Consider the following 19,412-nt stretch of genomic DNA (forward strand, 5'->3'; position numbering starts at 1 on the left):
GGTGAATTAGTTTCTCCTCTATTATAGAGGAAATCATGTTTATCTAAGTTATGTCTGTACCAAGCAAAATGGATTTTTGAATATCTTGGGTTGGATTGCCAGTGCCAACGTGCAGAACAAGGGGAACACCCCTTAATTCCAAATTAAAACCTAGGTTGGGTCCACCTTTATACGGTTCATGTACAGAACCTAGAGCTAGCAGAAAGCAGTCTACTCCTATATTACGGACTAGTTGCTACATCATAAAAATCATCTATGCGTCCGCTATTAATGACGCGCCTCAATAAACTGGAAGTTTTGAATTCTTCCTCCAACGGCGACAAAAGAGTGTGTTAGAATGCTACCATCTTCTTTCTTCCGAACACCCTTCAGCAACATTCCATCTGTAATTCCTGTTGCGACAAAAAAGCAATCATCTGATTTTACAATCTCATCGATCGTTAACACTTTTTCAGGATTAGATAATCCCATCTGAATACAACGATCAAACTCTTCTTGATTTTGAGGAACAAGTTTGGCTTGAAAATCTCCCCCCAAACACTTTAAAGCAGTTGCAGCAATGACACCTTCTGGAGCACCGCCTGTTCCTACTAATATATCAACAGTCATTTCATCAATAGCAGTAGCGATTGCCCCTGTTACGTCACCATCAGAAAATAACTTGACTCGTGCTCCCGCATTAAATACTTGTTTGATTAAATCAACATGACGCGGCCGATCCTGAATCATAACTGTTAAGTCCTTTACATCTTTTCCTAAAGCTTTAGCTGCTGATTTCATATTTTCTGTGAGCGATGCATCTATATCGATGCACCCTTTTGCCTTTGGACCTACCGCAATCTTTTGCATATACATATCAGGAGCGTGCAGTAAGCTGCTTCTTGTAGATACGGCAATAACGGCTAGTGAATTATCCTGCCCTTTGGACATCGAACTAGTTCCTTCAACTGGATCAACCGCAATATCTACATTGGGCCCTTTTCCTGTTCCAAGTTCCTCACCGATATAAAGCATTGGAGCCTCATCCATTTCCCCTTCACCAATTACAATGACTCCCTTCATGTCAATGAGGTTCATTTGATTGCGCATCGCTTCTGTTCCAGCTCCATCGGCTTCATTTTTATTTCCTTTTCCTACCCATGGATAGGAAGCAATAGCTGCTTGTTGAGCTACCGTGAGAAAGTCTGTTGATAAAGGCTGAACTCGGTCTTGACTGCCAATCTTCGTTTTAGTCTTCATCGTGTTCCTCCTAGTTTGGATTTTACGTATTCAACCAAAAGTCATACAAAAATACGAATAAATATACAAAGGTAACTGCAGATAGCCAGCTAAAAAACTCTATACCGATAATAATCTATTCTTTTTTCTGAAATTCAACAATTTGAAAGATGCTAGTACTTTGAACGGTTAAAACATCGTCCTTTTTCCTATAGAAAAAAAGTTAATCTTCCAAAATTTTTCTCATATATGTCAAAAATCTCATTGAAAATCCACCTATCCCTTAAAATGTTATTGTTGTTCTTTTTTAATGAATAGGTGAATTCTCTTATTATTTATTGCTGTTTTCGCAAAGATTGTTGTTATTCGTACGAGCCTGATTCCCGTTTATAGACTGGCTTCGGGGCATCTTTTCTTAAAATTTTTGCTGAAATGAGGGTTTTAGTACTTAAATAAGAGTTATTAGCAACAAAGTTTAAGAAAAGAGCCTTATTTATTTACTTGTCTATGAATCTATATCACTTAGACCACTTGAGCTGAATGAACAGTAGCTAAAAAAGTGGAAAGAATTAAGAAAGCCGATGTTGCTCCTGGATCTTGATTGCCTAATGCACGCTCTCCTAAACGGCTGGATCTTCCTTTTTTAGAAAGCAAATCTTTCGTAGATTCCATCCCTTTTTCCCCGGCAGAAACCGCTTCCGAAAATGCTTGGGCAAAATCGCTCGTTTGGTTAAAGTGGCTCTTTAAACTTTCGAGCGCAGGTTGAAGTGTATCAACCATGGTTTTGTCGCCAACCTCGGCTTTTCCACGCTGTTTTATTCCTTCGATAAAAGCAGCCCAGAAATCTTTGAGGTCTTCACCTGTTAATTCCGATTTGTTTTGGAGCACCTTTGCTCCTCTTAAAAATCCTGTTGCATAAAGCGGTCCTACGGAGGAGCCCACGGCACTTAAGAATGTACGGCCTGCGGTGACACAAATTTTCCCGCAATCTTTTTCAGCCTCTAAATCATTGTTTAATTTTTCATTGATTGCTTGCCAGCCAATAGACATCGTTACACCATGGTCACCATCGCCTAACTTCCGGTCAAGTTCTGACAAATACTCTTTATTCTCCTCGATTACATCGACTACGTTCTTCAAAAAGGTTTTCAAGTCTTCTGCAGTAAAATTCATCTTAAGCATCCTCCTTATCTTTGAACATACATTGGACAATCAGCTGGGTGATCAACAAGCTCCATCAACTCATCATCTAATTTAATAAGCGTTACGGAACAACCACCCATTTCTAGCGAAGTGCTATAGTCGCCAACATAAGAACGGTGAATTTCGATACCTTTTTCACTTAGGATTTGTTCTACTCTTCTAAACACGATAAATAACTCCATTCGAGTCGTAGAACCTAAACCGTTTACAAGAACGGATACCTTTTCGTCTTTTTCAACAGGCATATCTGCCAAAATGTCCTGGACTAAACGATCTGCTACTTGATCTGCCGCCTGAAGTTCACCTTTTTCAATTCCTGGTTCACCATGGTGGCCAAGACCGATTTCCATTTCATTCTCTTCAAGTTCGAAGCTTGGTTTCCCAGTCTGAGGTAAAGAACAAGGAGTTAGTCCGACACCCATCGTGCGAGTATATTCATTCGCTTTTTTCGCTACCCTCACTACCTCTTCTAAATTGTAACCCTTTTCTGCTGCTGCACCTGCGACTTTCGTTACGAAGAACTCCCCTGCTATCCCTCTGCGCTTTTCACTCTCTTCTTTTGGAGCAGATGCTACATCATCTGTTACTAATACCATCCCTACTTGAGTTCCATATTCTAAGTCAGCTAACTCCGCTGCCATACCAAAATTCATTACATCTCCAGCATAGTTCCCATAAACGTAAACCACGCCATTTCCTTTATCGATAGTTCGTGTCGCTTCCACAATCGGATCCGGAGGAGGAGAAGCAAAAATATTTCCTACGGCAACACCGTCAGCCATCCCGTCTCCCACATACCCCATAAAAGCTGGCTCATGTCCTGAACCGCCGCCAATTAATACGCCAACTTTCCCTTCGCGAGTTTCCTTTGCTGTCACAAGAGAGCGTTTATTTTCAGGTAATTGCTTAATATATTCAGGATACGCTTTAACATATCCATCTATCATTTCATCTACAACGTTATTGGGATTATTGATTAGTTTTTTCATACTAGGCTACTTGCTCCTTTCAAGAATTCTTGTTCTTTATCAGTAATTTGCTGTACTTTTCTTGCCGAGTTGCCTCCAGGGAATTCTGATTCTAAGTAAACCTTTACAATTTGTTTCGCAGGTTCAATACCGATAACCTTTGCACCCATTGTTAAGATCTGCGCATTATTACTTTTTTGAGCACGTTCTGCTGAATAAGTATCATGGCATAATGCTGCTCGAATACCTGGCACTTTTCCGGCTGCAATGGCAACACCGATACCCGTACCGCAAACTAAGATACCCCGATCTAATTTCCTTTCCTTTATATCACCAGCAACTTGAAATGCTACCTCCGGGTAATCCACTTCACTGCAGGAATCCGCACATCCATAATCGTAAACCTCATGCCCTAGTACTTGTATATACTCCTTCAATCTTTCTTTCATTTCAAAGGCATTGTGATCGCAGCCCAATCCAATTTTCATTATACATCTTCCTCTCCTTGTTTTTTCATTTTTCTCTTAATTCCATTTATTTTTTCATTTATGGCATAATTTTTTCATTTATCAATATGATTGTCAATTATTTTTTTCTTTTATTTTTGTTTTTTATCGTTTATTATCATTGTTTTTAAAAAATGATTGGTTCTTCTATCTACAACCGCGTTAAAAGTAAATAATAAGAACGTCTAGTAAAAGACGTTCTTATTATGGTTCTTTTATTTTTAAAGAACTATTGAATGCCGGTGAGAACTTTCTGTGCACCCTTGATATCAGAAGATTGTTTTTCGTCAATTTTAGGAAGAGAGACAAATTTCATCAAGAATGCACTAACCAAATATAGACCTGTATAAATCCAAATAACACCGGCTGCACCTAAACCACCAATGAAAGCGCCAACAATTGCAGGACCAACAAACGTACTTAGACCTGCACCCAGATTCAGAATGGACATTGCCGCTCCCCTATTTTCTGGAGCCAGTGAAGGAATCAAGGCAGATAAAGGAACATATCCGGCTAAACAAGCTCCAAAACAGACGGCTACAACCGTTGCCGCTATATAATTTGGTCCCATGAAAGCTGGAATATAGTATAATGCTGCTGTAAAGAGTGCACAACCTACTCCGCCAAACCACATAACTGTATTACGCCAGCCTAACTTATCGCCTACAATTCCAAAAATCAAGTTGAAAATAATATTACTCATCCAAAGGGAACCATAAATCTGCAGCCATTCTGTTCTAGTAAATCCAACTTCCATCATATAAGCCGGCATAAACACAACAAAACCATAGGCACCTGCCGTATTGATCGTTCTTACAATACCACCTAAACCAATCTTAGGCCGTTCAAATGCGATCGTAATCCCTTTTGTCAAATATTTAAAAGCTTCTTGTTTCGTTTGAAATTTTTTCTCGCGGTTTGCATCCTCTTTATTTAGGAAAATTGCCACCGTAGCCCCTAAGGCAACAAAAATCAAGGCACTCCAAAGCGTTTTCATCTCTCCTAAAATCGGAAGAGCAAAACTGGAATAATAGGCACCTAAAACGTTTAGTCCTCCAGTAAATGCAAACCAGAACCAGCCTACCGCAGTACCAAGCTTATCACTTGGTGCATAATATGTAACCCAAACTAAGAAAGAGTAAGCAAATAAAGGATAACCTAACCCTCTAAGCGAATAGGTGGGAAGCATAACAGCAAGATTCATAGTCGGCAGTCCGATTGTCAAGAATATAAATGTTCCTATTATAAATAAGCCTAATCCCATGATCATTGCTTTTCGAGGACCTAAAACTTCGGCTAACACCCCCGATAGCCAGGCAGCAATAGCCACCGCAAAACCATAGACTGAAAACAATAATGCGGACTGCTGTACTGTTAGACCATTATCCATTAGGTAAGACGAAAGCCAACCTTGTTCTAGTCCGTCCCCCATCATAAAAAACAGAACACCGATATATCCTAAAGCCATTTTAGAGTCCATACCCAATCTATTCAATAATCCTTGCACACTTATTCCTCCTTTTACCAGAATATTCTTTATATTCAAGAGATAGATTCCCGGAAATTTCACGGGAACCTTTCTCCTCCTTACTCCTCTTTTCTTTTTTTATAGGTTTGGATTAAGAACAACCTTTAATGATTCGGCTCCGTTTTTAACGAGTTTAAAGCCTTTTTCAAACTCTTCCAAAGGCAGCTGATGTGTAACGACTCCCTCTGTTGGAAGGTCGCCATTGGCAATTCCTTTAATAACGTGTTCATAGCAATATGGACCTAAATGAGATCCCAATACATCAAGTTCTTTGCGGTCACTGATAATGCTCCAATCCACTGTAACTGGATCTTTAAATACGCTGAATTCTACGAATCTACCAAGTTTGCGAATCATAGTCAAACCTTGTTCAACGGATTTTTGAGCTCCTGTTGCTTCAATATAAACGTCACAACCATAGCCATCTGTTAATTCTTTTACAATAGCAATTGCATCTTCTTTTGCTGGATTAATGACCATATCAGCACCAAACTTCTTAGCCAGTTCTAAGCGATCATCAAACAAATCCAACACAATTAATTTTCCTGGTCCTGATTTTTTGATTGCTCCAATCATTCCAAGACCCAATGTTCCTGCTCCAGCAAGCACAACCACATCTCCAAGCTGAATTTGTGCACGCTGAACGGCGTGGAACGAACAAGCATATGGCTCGATTAAAATAGCTTTTTCAATTGGAAGATCCTCTGGAACTTTATAATTAATTGCTTCCTTTGTAAACTTCATATAATCAGCCATTGCACCGTTTACATTATTTTGGAATCCGTATAAATCGTGTTTTTCACACATCCAATATTGACCGCGATTACAAAAACGACATTTCCAGCAAGGAACAATTTGTTCGGAAATCACTCGGTCGCCTACTTCAAAACCTTCTACGCCCTCTCCCAGCGCAACTACATGGCCTATAAATTCGTGCCCTGGAATCATAGGAGCTTTAATATAAGCCGGCTGAGTCTCATCTCCCCAGAAACTTGGAGCGCCTTCAAACGCTTTTAAATCTCCTGCACATATACCACAAGCTTCAACCTTTACAAGGATTTCCCCTTCACCGATTTCAGGAACGGGTACTTCTTCTAAACGGTAATCACCTGGTTCATAAGCCACTATGGCTTTCATTGTTTTTGGGATGTTAACCTTGTTAGTATCTTGAGCAGTAAGAGTAGTAGCACACATAAAATATCTCTCCTTTGTCTGAAATAATGTTTCTTGGTTCCGTATGAGCTTCTAATGGTGAAAAATATCACTAACTCTTGCATATTTGCATTTTATCTAGTGACATGTTTATATCCATTAGATAACGCTTACATTTAAAATATTAAAAAAATTCAGCTGCTCATAAGTCCCTCCTTTACTTAACTACTATAAGGCATGCTGACTCAGTTTTAAAGAGTTAACATATATTTCCTTATCGTTTCTTTTTGTAATCAATTGATTGTTTTCATTATATTATCTTTTTTAATCATAAGTCAATTGTATTTTTTTGTTTATTTTTATTTTCTTTCGTATACATTTTTATTATTAAATAATTTACATTATGATTAATAAATGATGTAATATTATTATATAAAACGATAAAAAATACTTTCCTTTATTGTGGTTTTGTTATCGAGTATTTTCGAAATATTAATCAGAACAAAAAGTATTTATTATAAAAATAAAAGCACATGCAGGTGATAAGATGGGAAAAGTGTTTGCACCAGAAAGAAGAAGAATGATTATGGAAAAATTACACGAGCGCCAAAGGGTAACCGTAAAGGAGCTTTCAGAAGAAATTAAAGTATCTGAAGCTACTTTGAGAACAGATCTTACCAAAATGGAAGAAGATGGGCTCCTCAAGAGAACTCATGGCGGAGCCATTTTAATGGATACCATAGAGAATGAAACGAACTTCTATAATAGGGAACGAAAAAATAAGCATGAAAAATCTGCTATTGCTAAAAAAGCAGTAGAATTAATTTCTAATGGGCAATGCATTATGTTAGATGCTAGTTCAACTGCTCTTGAACTAGCTCGTACTCTAAAAGAAATGCAAATTCGGTTAACTGTTGTAACAAGTGGGATTAATACTGCTCTTGAGTTACATGATCATCCTAGTATCACTGTTATCTTATTAGGGGGGATTGTTAAAAAAGGATCGTATTCCTTAGAAGGCAGTTTAGGAGTAAATATCTTGAGTCAAATTAATATTGATTTGATGTTTACTTCCGCTAATGGATTTTCGTTTGAAGCTGGCTTATCTGATTTCAGTGTATATGAAGTGGAATTAAAAAAGGCCATGGTTAACGCTTCTAATAAAATAGTTGCTTTGCTTGATCATACTAAAATTAATAAAAATTCAATCGCATCATTTGCTTCAATAGATCAAATAGATACAATAATAACTGATTATGCTTTAACAGATAGTTATGCAGAAAAATTTGATGAGTACAACATTGAAGTAATAATCGTTTCAACTGACGAAAATGTTCAATTAGACCAAGGTAAAAGGGGAGTAAATGTCCCCCTTTTCCATAATAAGATTTCGCAGGAAAAATGATTGATTTTTATTTGAGGAAATCAAAAGATACGAAGGCAGCCAAGCGCTTTTTTTGAAAGTCTTGGCTCTTTGTCATGGTTCCATACTTCCTGTGACTGCGATAGATTGGGTACCAGCCTACAGCAATAACAAATTAAAGTAAAAAAGATGCCTAAAGGCATCCAAATGGGACAAATTTAGAAAAGGGCTGTCTTTTCCTTTATGGGCAGAGATACAGGATAGCGGAACAGTAATAAATGTTCTACCTCTAGAATATAGCGATATTATTCCCCTCTATTTAATAGTATTCCCACCGTCAATTACAATATTTTCACCTGTAACCAAATTTGTTGCATCGCAGGCTAAGAATAAAGCAATAGCTGCAACTTCTTCAGGATATCCAAAGCGTCCAAGTGGAATTTCTTTTTTCGCTTTTTCACCTTTTTCCCCAGCCCAAGCCTTTTTTCCTAATTCAGTTAATATAACAGTAGGTGAGATAGCGTTTACTTTAATGTCGAATTGAGCCCATTCATAAGCAAGTACTTTAGTCATTCCAAGGATTCCAGCTTTACTTGCAGCATACGCCACATGATTATCTAAAGCAATAAGGGCTGCTTGGGAAGCTAAGTTGATGATGTTTCCGCCATTTCCTTGCTCAATCATCACACGTCCTGCTTTCTGGCACATTTTAAATGACCCAGTTAAGTTAATATCTATCGTTTTTTGCCAATAAGAATCAGAAATAGTTTCTGCATCATCGAGTAATGCAATACCCGCACAGTTTACTAGAATATCAATCTTTCCAAAGTGCTCTTTAACTTTCTGGACGGCATTGTCCAGACTTTCATTATTCGTAACATCACATTGTACACCCAAGGTGTTTTCTGCATTCAACTCCTTAGCTACTTCTATCACATCATCTTTTAGGTCAAAAATAGCTACTTTCGCACCTTTTTCTAAGTATAATTCTGATACGGCTTTTCCAATTCCACTTGCTCCACCTGTTATAATAGCTACTTTGTCTGTAATATTGAAGTTCTTATCGTATCCTTGAAAATTCATCATTAAGTCTTCCTTTCTATTTTTATATTTTGTTCACGCTCTCATTAAATAGAAGAATTTATTTTTAGAAAAAAAATATAACTTCTCTAAATCGCTTAAATAAAATGATCTAATCCATATTGCGAAGCAAAATTAATCCAAAATATTGATATCTATTAAAATTTTTCACTTACTTTTTTCATTTTAATATTTTTTTTATCATTTTTCCAATACTTATTTTCGTTTTAAATATATTAGTTTCGTTTGTTGTTATTTTTTATTGATATTTTATGAAAAAAGTAAATTCTCTTTTGTGTTGGCCCATCTATTGAAAACCTTGGAGAAAGCGCATTGTTTTTCCTTCAAACTAATTAGCTTATTGAAAAACAGGACATAGGACTGAAGGAAGTTTTAGGAATTAGAGGGAATTTTCAATCTATTATCCTGCTCACGATGGATACAGATTTATTTCTTTTTGCCCCGCTCAAAAGATTACTTCACTAACATTAGTTTAAAATACCTATCCGAAAATTAATTTTCAAAAAAGCCGGGACTTCCTCCTGATTTGGGTAAAGAGTAAAAGGTGTTACCATTTATGTTAGATGTTGTCATATTGCTAAAAACAAATCGAGAAAGGGCTTTTGATGTATGTCGAAAATTCTAGAAGCAGACTCCCTCATCTCCTCGGCCAAACAGCGTGCAAAAGAGTACATAGCACTGGAAGAACAAATGGATCATTTAGACAAGCAAATCCAAGCAATTGTTAATAATGGCAGTTTTACCGGAAAAGGAGCTCAGGCGATCAAAAGCTTTTACTCGGAGCAATCCTCCTGTATCCAAGAATGGAAAAAGCTAATCCAAATGAAAATTGCCTTCTTAAATACAATCGAGGATACTCTGGCAGGAAACAATCTTGCTGATGCCACCGTAAATGGAATTTTACTTGAAAACAGTCTTCCAAACGGCTTAAGAAATGCTCAAAGCCTTGTAGACAGCCAAAAGAGAGATTTAGATAGCATTTTTAATGAAATTGATGATATCCTGCCACTCACCTCTTTTTCGACAGACACCTTTGATCAGCAAATCCACTTAGCCGAAAAAAAGAAGAATGACACCCTTCAAGCTTTAAACCATTCTGACAGCCAGCTGACAAACGAATATGCAAAATCAGAAGAACTTGAACAATTTGTCAAAAGCTATTTTGAAAAACTAACAGGGGCAACAAATGGAGCGAAAGGCATCAACCCGATGAGCTTTAACCCCCGAGCGTTCCACCAAAGCGACCTTTTCAAACAGAAAATAGAAGTCAATAAAAACGCGGATGACTACTTAAAAATCAAAAAAGAACAAGCTGAGAAAAAACGGGCAGCGGGAATAGAAAAGCTAAAGAAAGAACTGCTTAACCCCTTCCATTCTAAAGAAGAATACATCGCCATTGCAGATAAAATCGGCTATGAGAATCTTTCTGCAACGGAAAAACTTGATTACAATTTTTATAAGTTTAATCTTGGTGCTGAAAACGGCATGAGAGATGCCTTCACAGATTTAGGGAACGATCTGTACAACCTTGTCACAAATCCGATGGATTCAGTAAATGGATTTGTAAATGCTGCCCTCCATCCTGTCGATACAGTTACATACCTTGCGATTGCTATAAAGGATTCCTTTATGAAGGACGTCGTAAATGGAGACAGTGAGAGCCGGGGACATTGGGTTGGGTATGTTACTGGGACAATCTTGCCTGCGGTTTTGACTGAAGGAGCTACTGGTGTCGGCAAGACAGCGCTTGGGGCGGCTAAAGCAGGAACCCAAGCTGCAGTACGAAAAGGAATCCATTATACAACGAGAGCTATTGGTAAAGGGAATGAGCTACTCTCACCTTATGGTACTCGTTATGCTCTTTCTGGGGTGAATGAGGGTACATTTAATGTGGTTGATATTGATAGTATAATTGAGAGGGATATTCAGAATGCAAAGATAAGAAATCCTGAAAGGACTTATCGCAATTCAGAAGAGCTGCAAAATGAAAACTACTATAAGAACGTTGAACCTAATAGAATTAGTGATGAAGATCGTGAAAGATTTGCTGGATGGAGGTTTCCTCCTAAAGAAGAAAAGTATTTAAAGTATAAAGAAATCTATGATAATCCAAAATACTATCATCAAGAAACTGGTGCTATTAACTGGCCTAAAAATGATGGGTTTGAAGGAGAACCAGTTAAAATGGTTATTACAAAAGGGGATTATATTGATAGATATGGAGGTCCTTCTGGGGAGTTCTTTTCACCAGCAGGAGTAGAATATGATAAACGTGCCCTTGCTCTGCATAGTGACGAGGAAGTATATTACGTTTACAGAGTAAAAGAAGATTTTGAGCTTATTGGAGGGAAAGCAGCTCCATGGTTTGACAGACCTGGCGGCGGCACTCAATTTTTAAGATATGATGATTTAGGTAAAAGACAGACTATAGAAGAAATGATTGAAGATAAACTTATCGAAGAAATTTTATCAGTAGACAAAGGAGAATTAAGATGGAAGAAGTAATTAGGAAACTTAAAGAGAAATATGCTGTGAATATCCAAGAATCTAAGCATAAACAATTTGCAATTACTGTTTATCCAAAAAATAGTATTGGAGAAGCAAACCAAGACGTAGGATATAAACTATTTAATCAGGAAAATGACTGGTTTTTAGTTAATCTTCAAAGAGACAAGGAGTACCCCTTAGCACAATTTACAACTAAAGAGACCGGATTTTTTGCACTTTATCTCGCTACAATAGAAAAAAAGGATATCAGTAACGACCCTCCTCTAACTGAGTTATCACAGATAGAAGATAATTTGGAAAATGGGGAACCTATACTTAAAAAAAGCATTAATATTAAATTCTTTTCATTAAAGGAAGAAAAAAAAGGGGCTATTTATATTTATGAAGAAAATGGTAAATTCAATGTTTACTATTTGAATTTGCTTGGAGAGAAAATATGGATCACTAAAGGAAGAGCCCTAAGTACATCATTAGAGGTTGTTTATAATTATGCTAAAAGACTTGAAGAATTCGAAGAAATCATCGCACCTTGGAAAAGCACACTAAGCATCCAATTAAAGGATGAAGAATTGCTTAAAAGGACCTTCATAAGAAAATGAATAAAAAGAAAACTATGAGCTTATAGATTTCTTTAAATCCTAATTGAATTGAGTGGATAATATGCCAGGAAAATCAATGCTAGATAGATGGGATGCAGATGACCGCATTTTCTTAACTCTTCGTATTAAAAAAAGGCTTTTTCCAACTCTAATTGGAGGAATAGTTGGCGATGCTTTAGGTGTCCCGGTCGAATTTGAACCTAGAGGTATAAATATATCTGGTATGACAGGCTATGGAACCTATAACCAGCCTCCAGGTACTTGGTCAGATGATACCTCGTTAACCTTATGCTTGATTGAGAACCTGATAGAAGAAAAAGACGAATACGGCTTAATGGAAAAATTCATGGAGTATAGGAATGGTTATTGGACTCCATATGGAAGAATGTTTGATATCGGCCTTGCAACAGATGATGCTATTGAGCGGTATAAAAATGGAATTCCTTTAAATGAATGCGGCGGAGCATCTGTTTCAGATAATGGGAATGGTGCCCTTATGAGAATTTCTCCGCTTATTTTCACTCTATTTCATGAGCCGGATTTTAATAAAAGACTACAGGAAATTGAGCGGGTTGCGGAAATAACGCATGCTCATCCCCGTTCTACAATGGGCTGTATACTTTATATTCAATTGCTTTTTTATCTTTTCCATAATTACGCTCCTCTTGCTGCTTTTGATCATACTTTAAAAACTTGCATACAAGGACTCTCAAGCAACGAAAAATACAAGACTGAATTTGAACACTATCGAAGAATTTTTGACAGATCTATCCTTGATTTGTCTATTAACGAGATTAAATCCGATGGCTATGTTGTCCATTCACTTGAGGCTGCAATATGGTGTTTTCTTATACATGATAATTACCGTCAAGCAGTATTGGAGGCCGTTAACTTAGGAGGCGATACAGATACCATTGCCTTTATAACAGGGACATTAGCTGGTATGCGCTACAAGATTGAGAGTATTCCAGAAGAATGGATAGATGCTTTAGCAAGAAAACAGGATATAGATGATCTCTTAAATCGATTCACTGAGTTTTGTGGCAGAAAGGCTCATCATCAAAGTACATAAGATTTTATTTGGTGGTCTAATGTACCAACTTTAGAAACTTAGCAATAGAAGGATTATATGAGGGAATTAAAACAACAATTTATTAAAGTCCTCTATTTATTAGAACTGCAATACGTTGAAACTCCAAGCCCTATGCTTGAATTGTTACTTAAAAGATACCAAAATGCCCTAAACTTGATTCAATCCAAACCGAATACATGTAAAAGAGAAGAATTCCATATTTCCGGAGGCGTCAGGGCTTACCTTGACAGTGCGAGTGATTACCTTAATCCGCTTTTAGGAGAAATGGCTAAGGCAGAGGAGCTGCTGGAAGATCACCTGAATTCCTGAAAGTGAGAATTTCCTATCAGGAAACGGCTATTTCACGGCTATATTCTTGTAAATAGTATTTATGCTCGAGGAATCTCATGTCGAATAACTCCACTATTTCCCGGAAAATATCGTATTACAAAATAAAAGCGCAAACTCTGTGTTCGCGCTTTATTTATATCTGGAATCTGAAATTTTAAAACAGGTTTAATTTTATTCTGACAAAACTAAATTTGCTGGAATAAGCAGACTAACTACCTTACTTAATCCAGGCTTATTGAAATCAAGATCGAGGTGTGAAAACACTTCCCGATAATGATTAACCCAAGTCTCTTTTCTTGTATCAATATAAGAAGGGTCCTCTTCAAAATTTATTAATACAAGCCATGTTGGTATACCAAGCTTTTCATTTAGCAGATATAAATAAGCTAATCGGTTTGAGAGCTGGTAATAGCGTTCAATCCATATTTTTAATTCAGTATTTGAGCCAAAATACTTTTTTACTTCCTCTAGGACCTTTATTATTCTTTCTTTGCTTTCATCTCTCGCTCTTATTGCTGAGTTCATTTCGTTTACATGTGCTTTTGCCTCAATTAACAATAAACCATACCGCCCGTCTTTTCCTTTTACAGCGGCTATTCCATCCCATTGAGGCCCCATTCTAGCCCATGTCTTGTCCAATACCGTTTTTTTCGCTTTCCAGTCATCCCATAGTTCCATAAAATTATTTCTGTACTCTTTATAACTATCCTTTTTCAAAGGAGACATCCACTCAATCGTCACTTCTCTATCTATAAAGGAAAGCAATGAAGGCGAACTTCCTAAGACCAGGTTATTTAAAAGTTCAGTTTTGTTATTTACTAATTCCCTTATTAAATGTTGACTTCCTTTCTCCATTATTCATCCCCTCTCTATCTTCAATATTTGACAGAATATTTATATGAATATTTTACCATTTTTTGAATTATCAATTAACCAAAAAGAAGATACATAGAATGAAAGCTCATATCATTAATACAAATCAATCTTCAAATTTACAGATCGACATGTTGAAAAATCAAAAATGTGCTGCCTATTACGGTAATTGGAAAAAACTGATTTCTACTATTAAAGCGAATGATATGGTGTTCTTATATAGTAACGGAAAAGGGATTATAGCCAGAGGAGTCGCTACAGGAATTGTTGAAACTGCTGACTATCAAGGATAGCCTGATGAAGAGTATTAATGCATCTCGATCGTTTTCAGGGATTAAAGGATCCTATGCCCCCTTCTGAAATCAAGAAAGTCTCCGGTATAAATGTGGTTTTTGGAACAACATTGTTTTCGTTCAAAAAACAGGAAGCCGGTTTGAGAGTTTGGCAGCAGATTACAAAAGATTATATTTAGGCAGATTATATACGGGTTGACCTCCCACAAAAAATACGATACTAATAGAAAGTACTACTTACTTTACATAAAAGAAATTTAACTATAGATAGGTGAACAAAATGGCAATTGACCGGAATGCTCCATGCCCTTGCGGGAGCGGGAAAAAATATAAGAAATGCTGCATGCTGAAGGAAAATGTGGTGCAGATGAGCGGGGCGAAAGTAGAGCGCTTTATGCAGCGGAAGCAGACGCTTGTTATGAAAATCGGTGATTTTCTTGGCAACCATATCTCTTTCTCAGAATCGCAAAAGCTTCAAGCAGAGTTTAAAGAAAGATCAGGCAATGTTATTCCTGACAGTTCTAAAGTGGGATTGATCGATTTCTGGATCCAATTCTTTTATAAATTTGAGAATGGCCTTCGGGGCATTGAGTGGTTTTATCAGGAGAATGCCGATCGGTTAAAAGGTGAGGAAAAGGAAATGGCTAAGTCCTGGACAGCTCTAAAACCACAGCTGATCCAAGCTGTGGATGTGTCCACTGAATTCATTACGTTTGAAAATATTTTCACAAAGGATACCTATAAAGTCCAAAATAGCGAGAAGCATGAATTCGCTCCTTGGTATGGTACCTTTGCTCTTCTGGAAGCTTTTGAAGGCTCTTACTATTTTAATGGTATGTGGACATTCCAAGACCCAAGAGGGATTCAAGCTGCTGATGAAAAAACAAATGAGCTTGCAGAAAAGCAGAACCTTCCTCTTGAAGAAGTTCTTTTTGACTATTATCCGGAAATTTTTGCTGCCATGCTTGGAAAAGAAGAAAGAAATCTTGATGATAAAAAGCAAGTTACCCATTATCATCAGGAGTACCTCGCAGCGAACGCGCAAGCCTTGCTTCCATTTTTCAGCGGGCAGGAAGCATTCAATATTGACAAATGGAATGATCAGGAGAAACGGATCACCTGGGTCGGCAACTGGATGCAATACGGTGACAGCGAGATAAAAGTGACAGGCACAGCTTTTGTCGGAGAGGTTTTCGGGACGATCTCCATTTTGGACGGGCTGCTTACTTTTATTAGCTCGGATAAAGAAAAAGCTGATGAATTCAAAAAACTGGCTGATGGTCTTAAAGAGCTTCTTTTCTTTAAGAAAGAGTTTGAAGAATCCATCACACTCCCAGCCCATATCGAAGTAAAAAGCCAAATTGCTTATGTAGATGAAGGCGTACCGATGTATTTCGCGAGCTTTGCTCAAAATGCCGTGAGTGAAGAGCTTGATAAACTGCTTCCTGTTTTCAGCAATAGGACCATTCGCGAGCTTGTGGAGGCTGGCGAAAAGGAAAAGGCAGAAAATTGGATGAGACAGAGAGAGTACAATATGTATCAGATTATGGAAACACAGTTTAGCAATAGAGAGGTAACAGCCGACTTTAACTCTGCCAGAAGAGAGCTTGGATTGCCGCTTTCTCCATTTGTAACAGGCGGAGCGGAGCGATATTCGATCCTGAGGAAAGCCGATCATCCAAACTCGTCTATTGTAGCGAATGAAGACATTCCTCTCTATGAAGCGATTGGCTTTACCCCTAACAATGTCCGAAACTTTTATGCGGAAGATCTTAAGGATTTCTTCTGGGAAAAAACAGAGGGCAAATCGGATAACACCATCCGAAAATACCGGAACAACTTATTCGACCTGAGGGAAATTCTTGAAAGCAAAAACCTAGAGAACTGGAATGACTGTGACAGCAGGTTTTGGAAGCAGCTCTTTAAAAAGGATCTTTTTGATTTATACCACACAACATCGAAAACACAGCTGAAGGAATTTGAAAGCACGATGAAGGCATTGGCCAAGTGGCTTGACAAAAAGCATGGGACAAAATTAGCTGAGATCGTTGTTCAGCTTGTCATCATTGCGAGATAAGCAAAAGGAGCCCTTTAACAGGCTCCTTTTGTTTATTCTGATAGAAGAAAAATCAACTTTGATTATATTAATTCGATCCGTTTTTTTTACCTTTTCCCAGACTTGCTTTTTCTGCAAAGCCTGGATCACAAAGGGAAAAAACGTATCCGTATAGACTAACCTAAGTAAATGAGACACTATGAACACCTTCGAGATAATTCACTTAAATTAAGTAATCAATCGGAGGTGTTTTTGCATGGGCAAAAACGTATATTCTAGCATGGCCAAGTTCCTTATCTACCTTAAAAACAATAAAACCTCTCCCCACCAATACGAATAGGAGGAATTTAATTCACAAATATTTGCTTCTCTATATAGGCAATCTTCCCATTTTTTATACTTTGATAGGTTCCGTATATTTGCCGTATTCAACAATGACTTTAACGAATTTACCTCTAGCCCTTTTGGATTTCAGCTTTTCATTTTCAAAGTGCAGATACTTGCGGTCCCATTCGAACTTTTCAGAGCGTTGCTTTTTAACTTCCTTATTTAATTGTACCCTTTTGGCAGCGAGTGGCCCTTTGCCAAAATAATCGCATCATTCGCTGACTCAATGACCGAGCGGAATTTCGGACTTTATGCCATTTACAACATAGGCTTGACTGTTGATTCTGAGCTTCGCGGAACACTGTCCCCAGCACAATCCCAGTTCCCTCCGAATCTGTATGCTGCTCCGAAAACAAAAAAGAACCGGCAAGAGCAAATCCAGAGAATGGGTCTCTTCGTTCCGGTTCTATTATTGATTTAACTAATTTATTAAGTATCAACCTTAGAAAGCTTAAGTAATTCATACAGTTCAACAAACTCTGTTGCCAGGTCTTTTAAGGTGATGGCATTCATTAAATGATCTTGGGCATGGACGAGCAGAAGCGATACTTCAGTTCTTTCTCCGCGCACTTCACCTTGGATTAACGAGTTTTGGATGGTATGGGCTTGGTTTAAAGCTTCACCTGCTTCTTTCAGCTTTTCACGTGCAGCAGTATAGTTACCTTGCTTGGCAGCCATAATCGCTTCCATTGCACTGCTTTTCCCATTCCCGCCGTGTAAAATGATTTGGAAGATTGTGCTCTCCAGATTATCCATTGCTGTTTCCTCCTGTTTTGTTCATACCCCCGCCTCCTAAGGGCGGAGAAAGTGCGTTGCAAACCTTTCTAATCCAGTTCCACTCCATTCGAACTGATAACTTTTTGGTACCAGCCAAAGCTTTTCTTTTTATATCTTTTTAAATCTCTTAAGTCTGTTTCATCACGGTTAACAAAAATGAATCCATAGCGTTTTTTCATTTCGCCTTTTGAGCTTAGAAGGTCGGTTGAACCCCATGTCAGGTAGCCAAAAATCTCGACGCCTTCTTCCATGGCAAGTTTCATTTGCTTAATATGTTCACGAAGGTAGCCGATACGGTAGTCATCTTCTACAGTATCACTTTCATCTAGTTCTTCTTGGACACCAATTCCATTTTCAGTGATAAAAATAGGCAGCTTATAACGATCATACATATCCTTCAATGCCACTCTTAAGCCGATCGGGTCAATTGCCCAGCCCCATTCGTTTGTATTAAGGTGCGGGTTAGGAAGCAGTTCCGGGATAATGACTTCTTCATCGGTATGCTTCGCAACCTTGGATTGATAGTAGCTAATGCTTAAATAGTCTACCGTATTTTCCTTCAGCAGTGCAGCATCTCCTTCTTCGAAAACAGGAGTAATACCTTTGCTTTCCAGATCCTTAAGTACATAGGATGGATATTCGCCGCGTGCGAATACCTCCAGGCTGAAATTGTTCCATAGCTCATTAGCCTTAACACTTGCAAGAACGTCTTCGGGCTTGCTTGAAAAAGGGTAGGTGGTCATATATGTGATCATGCCGGCCATTTTTCCATCCGGGATAATTTCATGCAGTGCCTTTACTGCTTTTGCATGGGCTATGAAGGCATTATGGACAGCCTGGTATCGTAAAGCTTCGTCTTTTTCATCCCTGAGCGTAACGCCCAAAAGCTGCGGCTGTCCGAGGAACAGGTTCTGTTCATTGAATGTCAGCCAATATTTTACCTTATCGCGGTAACGTGTGAATACAGTGCGCACATAGTGTTCAAACAGTTCAACTACATTTCTTGAAGCAAATCCGTTATATTTTTCTGCGAGTGCGAGCGGTGCATCAAAGTGGTACAGTGTGATCACAGGCTGGATGCCGTTTGAGAGCATTTCGTCAAATACATCATCGTAAAATTGCAGGCCTTCTTCATTTGGCTCGCCTTCGCCGTCAGGGAAAATGCGTGACCAAGAGATACTTGTCCTATACGCATTGAAGCCCATTTCTTTAAATAAAGCAATATCCTCTTTGTAACGGTTGTAGAAATCAACAGCTTTATGCCAATTAGAGAACCCTTCCGGCACTGGCCTTGCGTCGACAATTGAAGGACCTTTTCCGCCCTTATTCCAAGCACCCTCTGTTTGGAATGAAGTTACTGCTCCTCCCCATAAAAAACCTTCAGGAATGATGTTCTTTGTCATGATCATATACCCTCTTTCTTTTAAATGAATAATCTCAATAGCCTCAATGGTGCT

Annotated in this window: 17 protein-coding genes and 1 pseudogene; 7 read left to right on the top strand and 11 right to left on the bottom strand. The window is 38.1% G+C overall.

Going from position 1 to position 19,412, the window contains the following annotated elements; translation table 11 throughout:
- Positions 1-55: 55 nt before the first annotated feature.
- The 7 genes and pseudogenes from ACOT8F_RS08645 to ACOT8F_RS08675 all read right to left on the bottom strand — a co-directional run.
- A pseudogene (locus ACOT8F_RS08645) lies at positions 56-235 on the bottom strand (class II fructose-bisphosphate aldolase); the annotation flags it as partial.
- 32 nt (positions 236-267) lie between these two features.
- Entirely contained in the window at positions 268-1,239 is a 972-nt protein-coding gene (gene glpX / locus ACOT8F_RS08650) for a class II fructose-bisphosphatase (RefSeq protein ID WP_421651263.1), read from the bottom strand.
- A 501-nt stretch (positions 1,240-1,740) separates the two neighbouring features.
- A complete protein-coding gene (dhaL, locus tag ACOT8F_RS08655; protein WP_421651265.1) occupies positions 1,741-2,391 on the bottom strand; it encodes a dihydroxyacetone kinase subunit DhaL in 651 nt (216 codons plus the stop codon).
- Positions 2,392-2,405: 14 nt separating this feature from the next.
- Positions 2,406-3,410: a dihydroxyacetone kinase subunit DhaK gene (locus tag ACOT8F_RS08660; protein ID WP_421651266.1), complete on the bottom strand. Its 1,005-nt coding sequence runs from the start codon at positions 3,408-3,410 to the stop codon at positions 2,406-2,408.
- Positions 3,407-3,877, bottom strand: a complete 471-nt coding sequence (gene rpiB, locus ACOT8F_RS08665; RefSeq protein ID WP_421651268.1) for a ribose 5-phosphate isomerase B — start codon at positions 3,875-3,877, stop codon at positions 3,407-3,409. Before rpiB ends, ACOT8F_RS08660 begins: the two co-directional genes overlap by 4 nt.
- Positions 3,878-4,124: 247 nt before the next feature.
- On the bottom strand, positions 4,125-5,375 hold the full coding sequence (locus ACOT8F_RS08670; protein WP_421651502.1) for an MFS transporter: 1,251 nt from the start codon (positions 5,373-5,375) through the stop codon (positions 4,125-4,127).
- Between the two features lie 126 nt (positions 5,376-5,501).
- Positions 5,502-6,617 (bottom strand): MDR/zinc-dependent alcohol dehydrogenase-like family protein, encoded by a 1,116-nt coding sequence (locus ACOT8F_RS08675; RefSeq protein ID WP_421651270.1) that lies wholly within the window; start codon positions 6,615-6,617, stop codon positions 5,502-5,504.
- A 505-nt stretch (positions 6,618-7,122) separates the two neighbouring features.
- On the opposite strand from ACOT8F_RS08675, the gene ACOT8F_RS08680 reads away from it, so the two are divergent.
- Positions 7,123-7,980 carry a DeoR/GlpR family DNA-binding transcription regulator gene (locus tag ACOT8F_RS08680; RefSeq protein ID WP_421651271.1) on the top strand — a complete coding sequence of 286 codons (858 nt, stop codon included), beginning with the start codon at positions 7,123-7,125 and terminating at the stop codon, positions 7,978-7,980.
- Positions 7,981-8,253: 273 nt separating this feature from the next.
- On the opposite strand, the gene ACOT8F_RS08685 is transcribed toward ACOT8F_RS08680, so the two are convergent.
- A complete protein-coding gene (locus ACOT8F_RS08685; protein WP_421651503.1) occupies positions 8,254-9,021 on the bottom strand; it encodes an SDR family oxidoreductase in 768 nt (255 codons plus the stop codon).
- Between the two features lie 627 nt (positions 9,022-9,648).
- On the opposite strand from ACOT8F_RS08685, the gene ACOT8F_RS08690 reads away from it, so the two are divergent.
- The 4 genes from ACOT8F_RS08690 (at position 9,649) to ACOT8F_RS08705 (ending at position 13,548) form a co-directional block, all read left to right on the top strand.
- Complete coding sequence (locus ACOT8F_RS08690; protein WP_421651272.1) at positions 9,649-11,544, top strand: T7SS effector LXG polymorphic toxin; 1,896 nt, start codon at positions 9,649-9,651, stop codon at positions 11,542-11,544.
- Entirely contained in the window at positions 11,532-12,146 is a 615-nt protein-coding gene (locus ACOT8F_RS08695) for a hypothetical protein (protein WP_421651273.1), read from the top strand. Before ACOT8F_RS08690 ends, ACOT8F_RS08695 begins: the two co-directional genes overlap by 13 nt.
- A 76-nt stretch (positions 12,147-12,222) precedes the next feature.
- Positions 12,223-13,218 carry an ADP-ribosylglycohydrolase family protein gene (locus ACOT8F_RS08700; protein WP_421651275.1) on the top strand — a complete coding sequence of 332 codons (996 nt, stop codon included), beginning with the start codon at positions 12,223-12,225 and terminating at the stop codon, positions 13,216-13,218.
- A 57-nt stretch (positions 13,219-13,275) separates the two neighbouring features.
- The gene (locus ACOT8F_RS08705) at positions 13,276-13,548 is read left to right on the top strand and encodes a hypothetical protein (protein ID WP_421651276.1); all 273 of its coding nucleotides are present in this window, start codon (positions 13,276-13,278) and stop codon (positions 13,546-13,548) included.
- A 192-nt stretch (positions 13,549-13,740) separates the two neighbouring features.
- On the opposite strand, the gene ACOT8F_RS08710 is transcribed toward ACOT8F_RS08705, so the two are convergent.
- Complete coding sequence (locus ACOT8F_RS08710) at positions 13,741-14,424, bottom strand: hypothetical protein (protein ID WP_421651278.1); 684 nt, start codon at positions 14,422-14,424, stop codon at positions 13,741-13,743.
- Between the two features lie 98 nt (positions 14,425-14,522).
- Between ACOT8F_RS08710 and ACOT8F_RS08715 the strand changes: the two genes are divergently transcribed.
- On the top strand, positions 14,523-14,735 hold the full coding sequence (locus ACOT8F_RS08715; RefSeq protein WP_421651280.1) for a hypothetical protein: 213 nt from the start codon (positions 14,523-14,525) through the stop codon (positions 14,733-14,735).
- Between the two features lie 280 nt (positions 14,736-15,015).
- The gene (locus ACOT8F_RS08720; RefSeq protein WP_421651281.1) at positions 15,016-16,812 is read left to right on the top strand and encodes an SEC-C domain-containing protein; all 1,797 of its coding nucleotides are present in this window, start codon (positions 15,016-15,018) and stop codon (positions 16,810-16,812) included.
- A 795-nt stretch (positions 16,813-17,607) separates the two neighbouring features.
- Here the strand turns inward: ACOT8F_RS08720 and ACOT8F_RS08725 are convergent.
- Positions 17,608-17,934 (bottom strand): PTS sugar transporter subunit IIA, encoded by a 327-nt coding sequence (locus ACOT8F_RS08725; protein WP_421651283.1) that lies wholly within the window; start codon positions 17,932-17,934, stop codon positions 17,608-17,610.
- A 68-nt stretch (positions 17,935-18,002) separates the two neighbouring features.
- Positions 18,003-19,364 (bottom strand): glycoside hydrolase family 1 protein, encoded by a 1,362-nt coding sequence (locus ACOT8F_RS08730; protein ID WP_421651285.1) that lies wholly within the window; start codon positions 19,362-19,364, stop codon positions 18,003-18,005.
- Positions 19,365-19,412 lie beyond the last annotated feature (48 nt).

Source organism: Chryseobacillus diguaensis, from assembly GCF_049220665.1.
GTDB lineage: Bacteria > Bacillota > Bacilli > Bacillales > Bacillaceae > Metabacillus_B.

Excerpts from the sequence above, each read along its gene's own strand:
- glpX (WP_421651263.1), bottom strand. The coding sequence starts at position 1,239 with ATGAAGACTAAAACGAAGATTGGCAGTCAAGACCGAGTTCAGCCTTTA.
- dhaL (WP_421651265.1), bottom strand. The coding sequence starts at position 2,391 with ATGAATTTTACTGCAGAAGACTTGAAAACCTTTTTGAAGAACGTAGTC.
- ACOT8F_RS08660 (WP_421651266.1), bottom strand. The coding sequence starts at position 3,410 with ATGAAAAAACTAATCAATAATCCCAATAACGTTGTAGATGAAATGATA.
- rpiB (WP_421651268.1), bottom strand. The coding sequence starts at position 3,877 with ATGAAAATTGGATTGGGCTGCGATCACAATGCCTTTGAAATGAAAGAA.
- ACOT8F_RS08670 (WP_421651502.1), bottom strand. The coding sequence starts at position 5,375 with ATGGACTCTAAAATGGCTTTAGGATATATCGGTGTTCTGTTTTTTATG.
- ACOT8F_RS08675 (WP_421651270.1), bottom strand. The coding sequence starts at position 6,617 with ATGTGTGCTACTACTCTTACTGCTCAAGATACTAACAAGGTTAACATC.
- ACOT8F_RS08680 (WP_421651271.1), top strand. The coding sequence starts at position 7,123 with ATGGGAAAAGTGTTTGCACCAGAAAGAAGAAGAATGATTATGGAAAAA.
- ACOT8F_RS08685 (WP_421651503.1), bottom strand. The coding sequence starts at position 9,021 with ATGAATTTTCAAGGATACGATAAGAACTTCAATATTACAGACAAAGTA.
- ACOT8F_RS08690 (WP_421651272.1), top strand. The coding sequence starts at position 9,649 with ATGTCGAAAATTCTAGAAGCAGACTCCCTCATCTCCTCGGCCAAACAG.
- ACOT8F_RS08695 (WP_421651273.1), top strand. The coding sequence starts at position 11,532 with ATGGAAGAAGTAATTAGGAAACTTAAAGAGAAATATGCTGTGAATATC.
- ACOT8F_RS08700 (WP_421651275.1), top strand. The coding sequence starts at position 12,223 with ATGCTAGATAGATGGGATGCAGATGACCGCATTTTCTTAACTCTTCGT.
- ACOT8F_RS08705 (WP_421651276.1), top strand. The coding sequence starts at position 13,276 with ATGAGGGAATTAAAACAACAATTTATTAAAGTCCTCTATTTATTAGAA.
- ACOT8F_RS08710 (WP_421651278.1), bottom strand. The coding sequence starts at position 14,424 with ATGGAGAAAGGAAGTCAACATTTAATAAGGGAATTAGTAAATAACAAA.
- ACOT8F_RS08715 (WP_421651280.1), top strand. The coding sequence starts at position 14,523 with ATGAAAGCTCATATCATTAATACAAATCAATCTTCAAATTTACAGATC.
- ACOT8F_RS08720 (WP_421651281.1), top strand. The coding sequence starts at position 15,016 with ATGGCAATTGACCGGAATGCTCCATGCCCTTGCGGGAGCGGGAAAAAA.
- ACOT8F_RS08725 (WP_421651283.1), bottom strand. The coding sequence starts at position 17,934 with ATGGATAATCTGGAGAGCACAATCTTCCAAATCATTTTACACGGCGGG.
- ACOT8F_RS08730 (WP_421651285.1), bottom strand. The coding sequence starts at position 19,364 with ATGATCATGACAAAGAACATCATTCCTGAAGGTTTTTTATGGGGAGGA.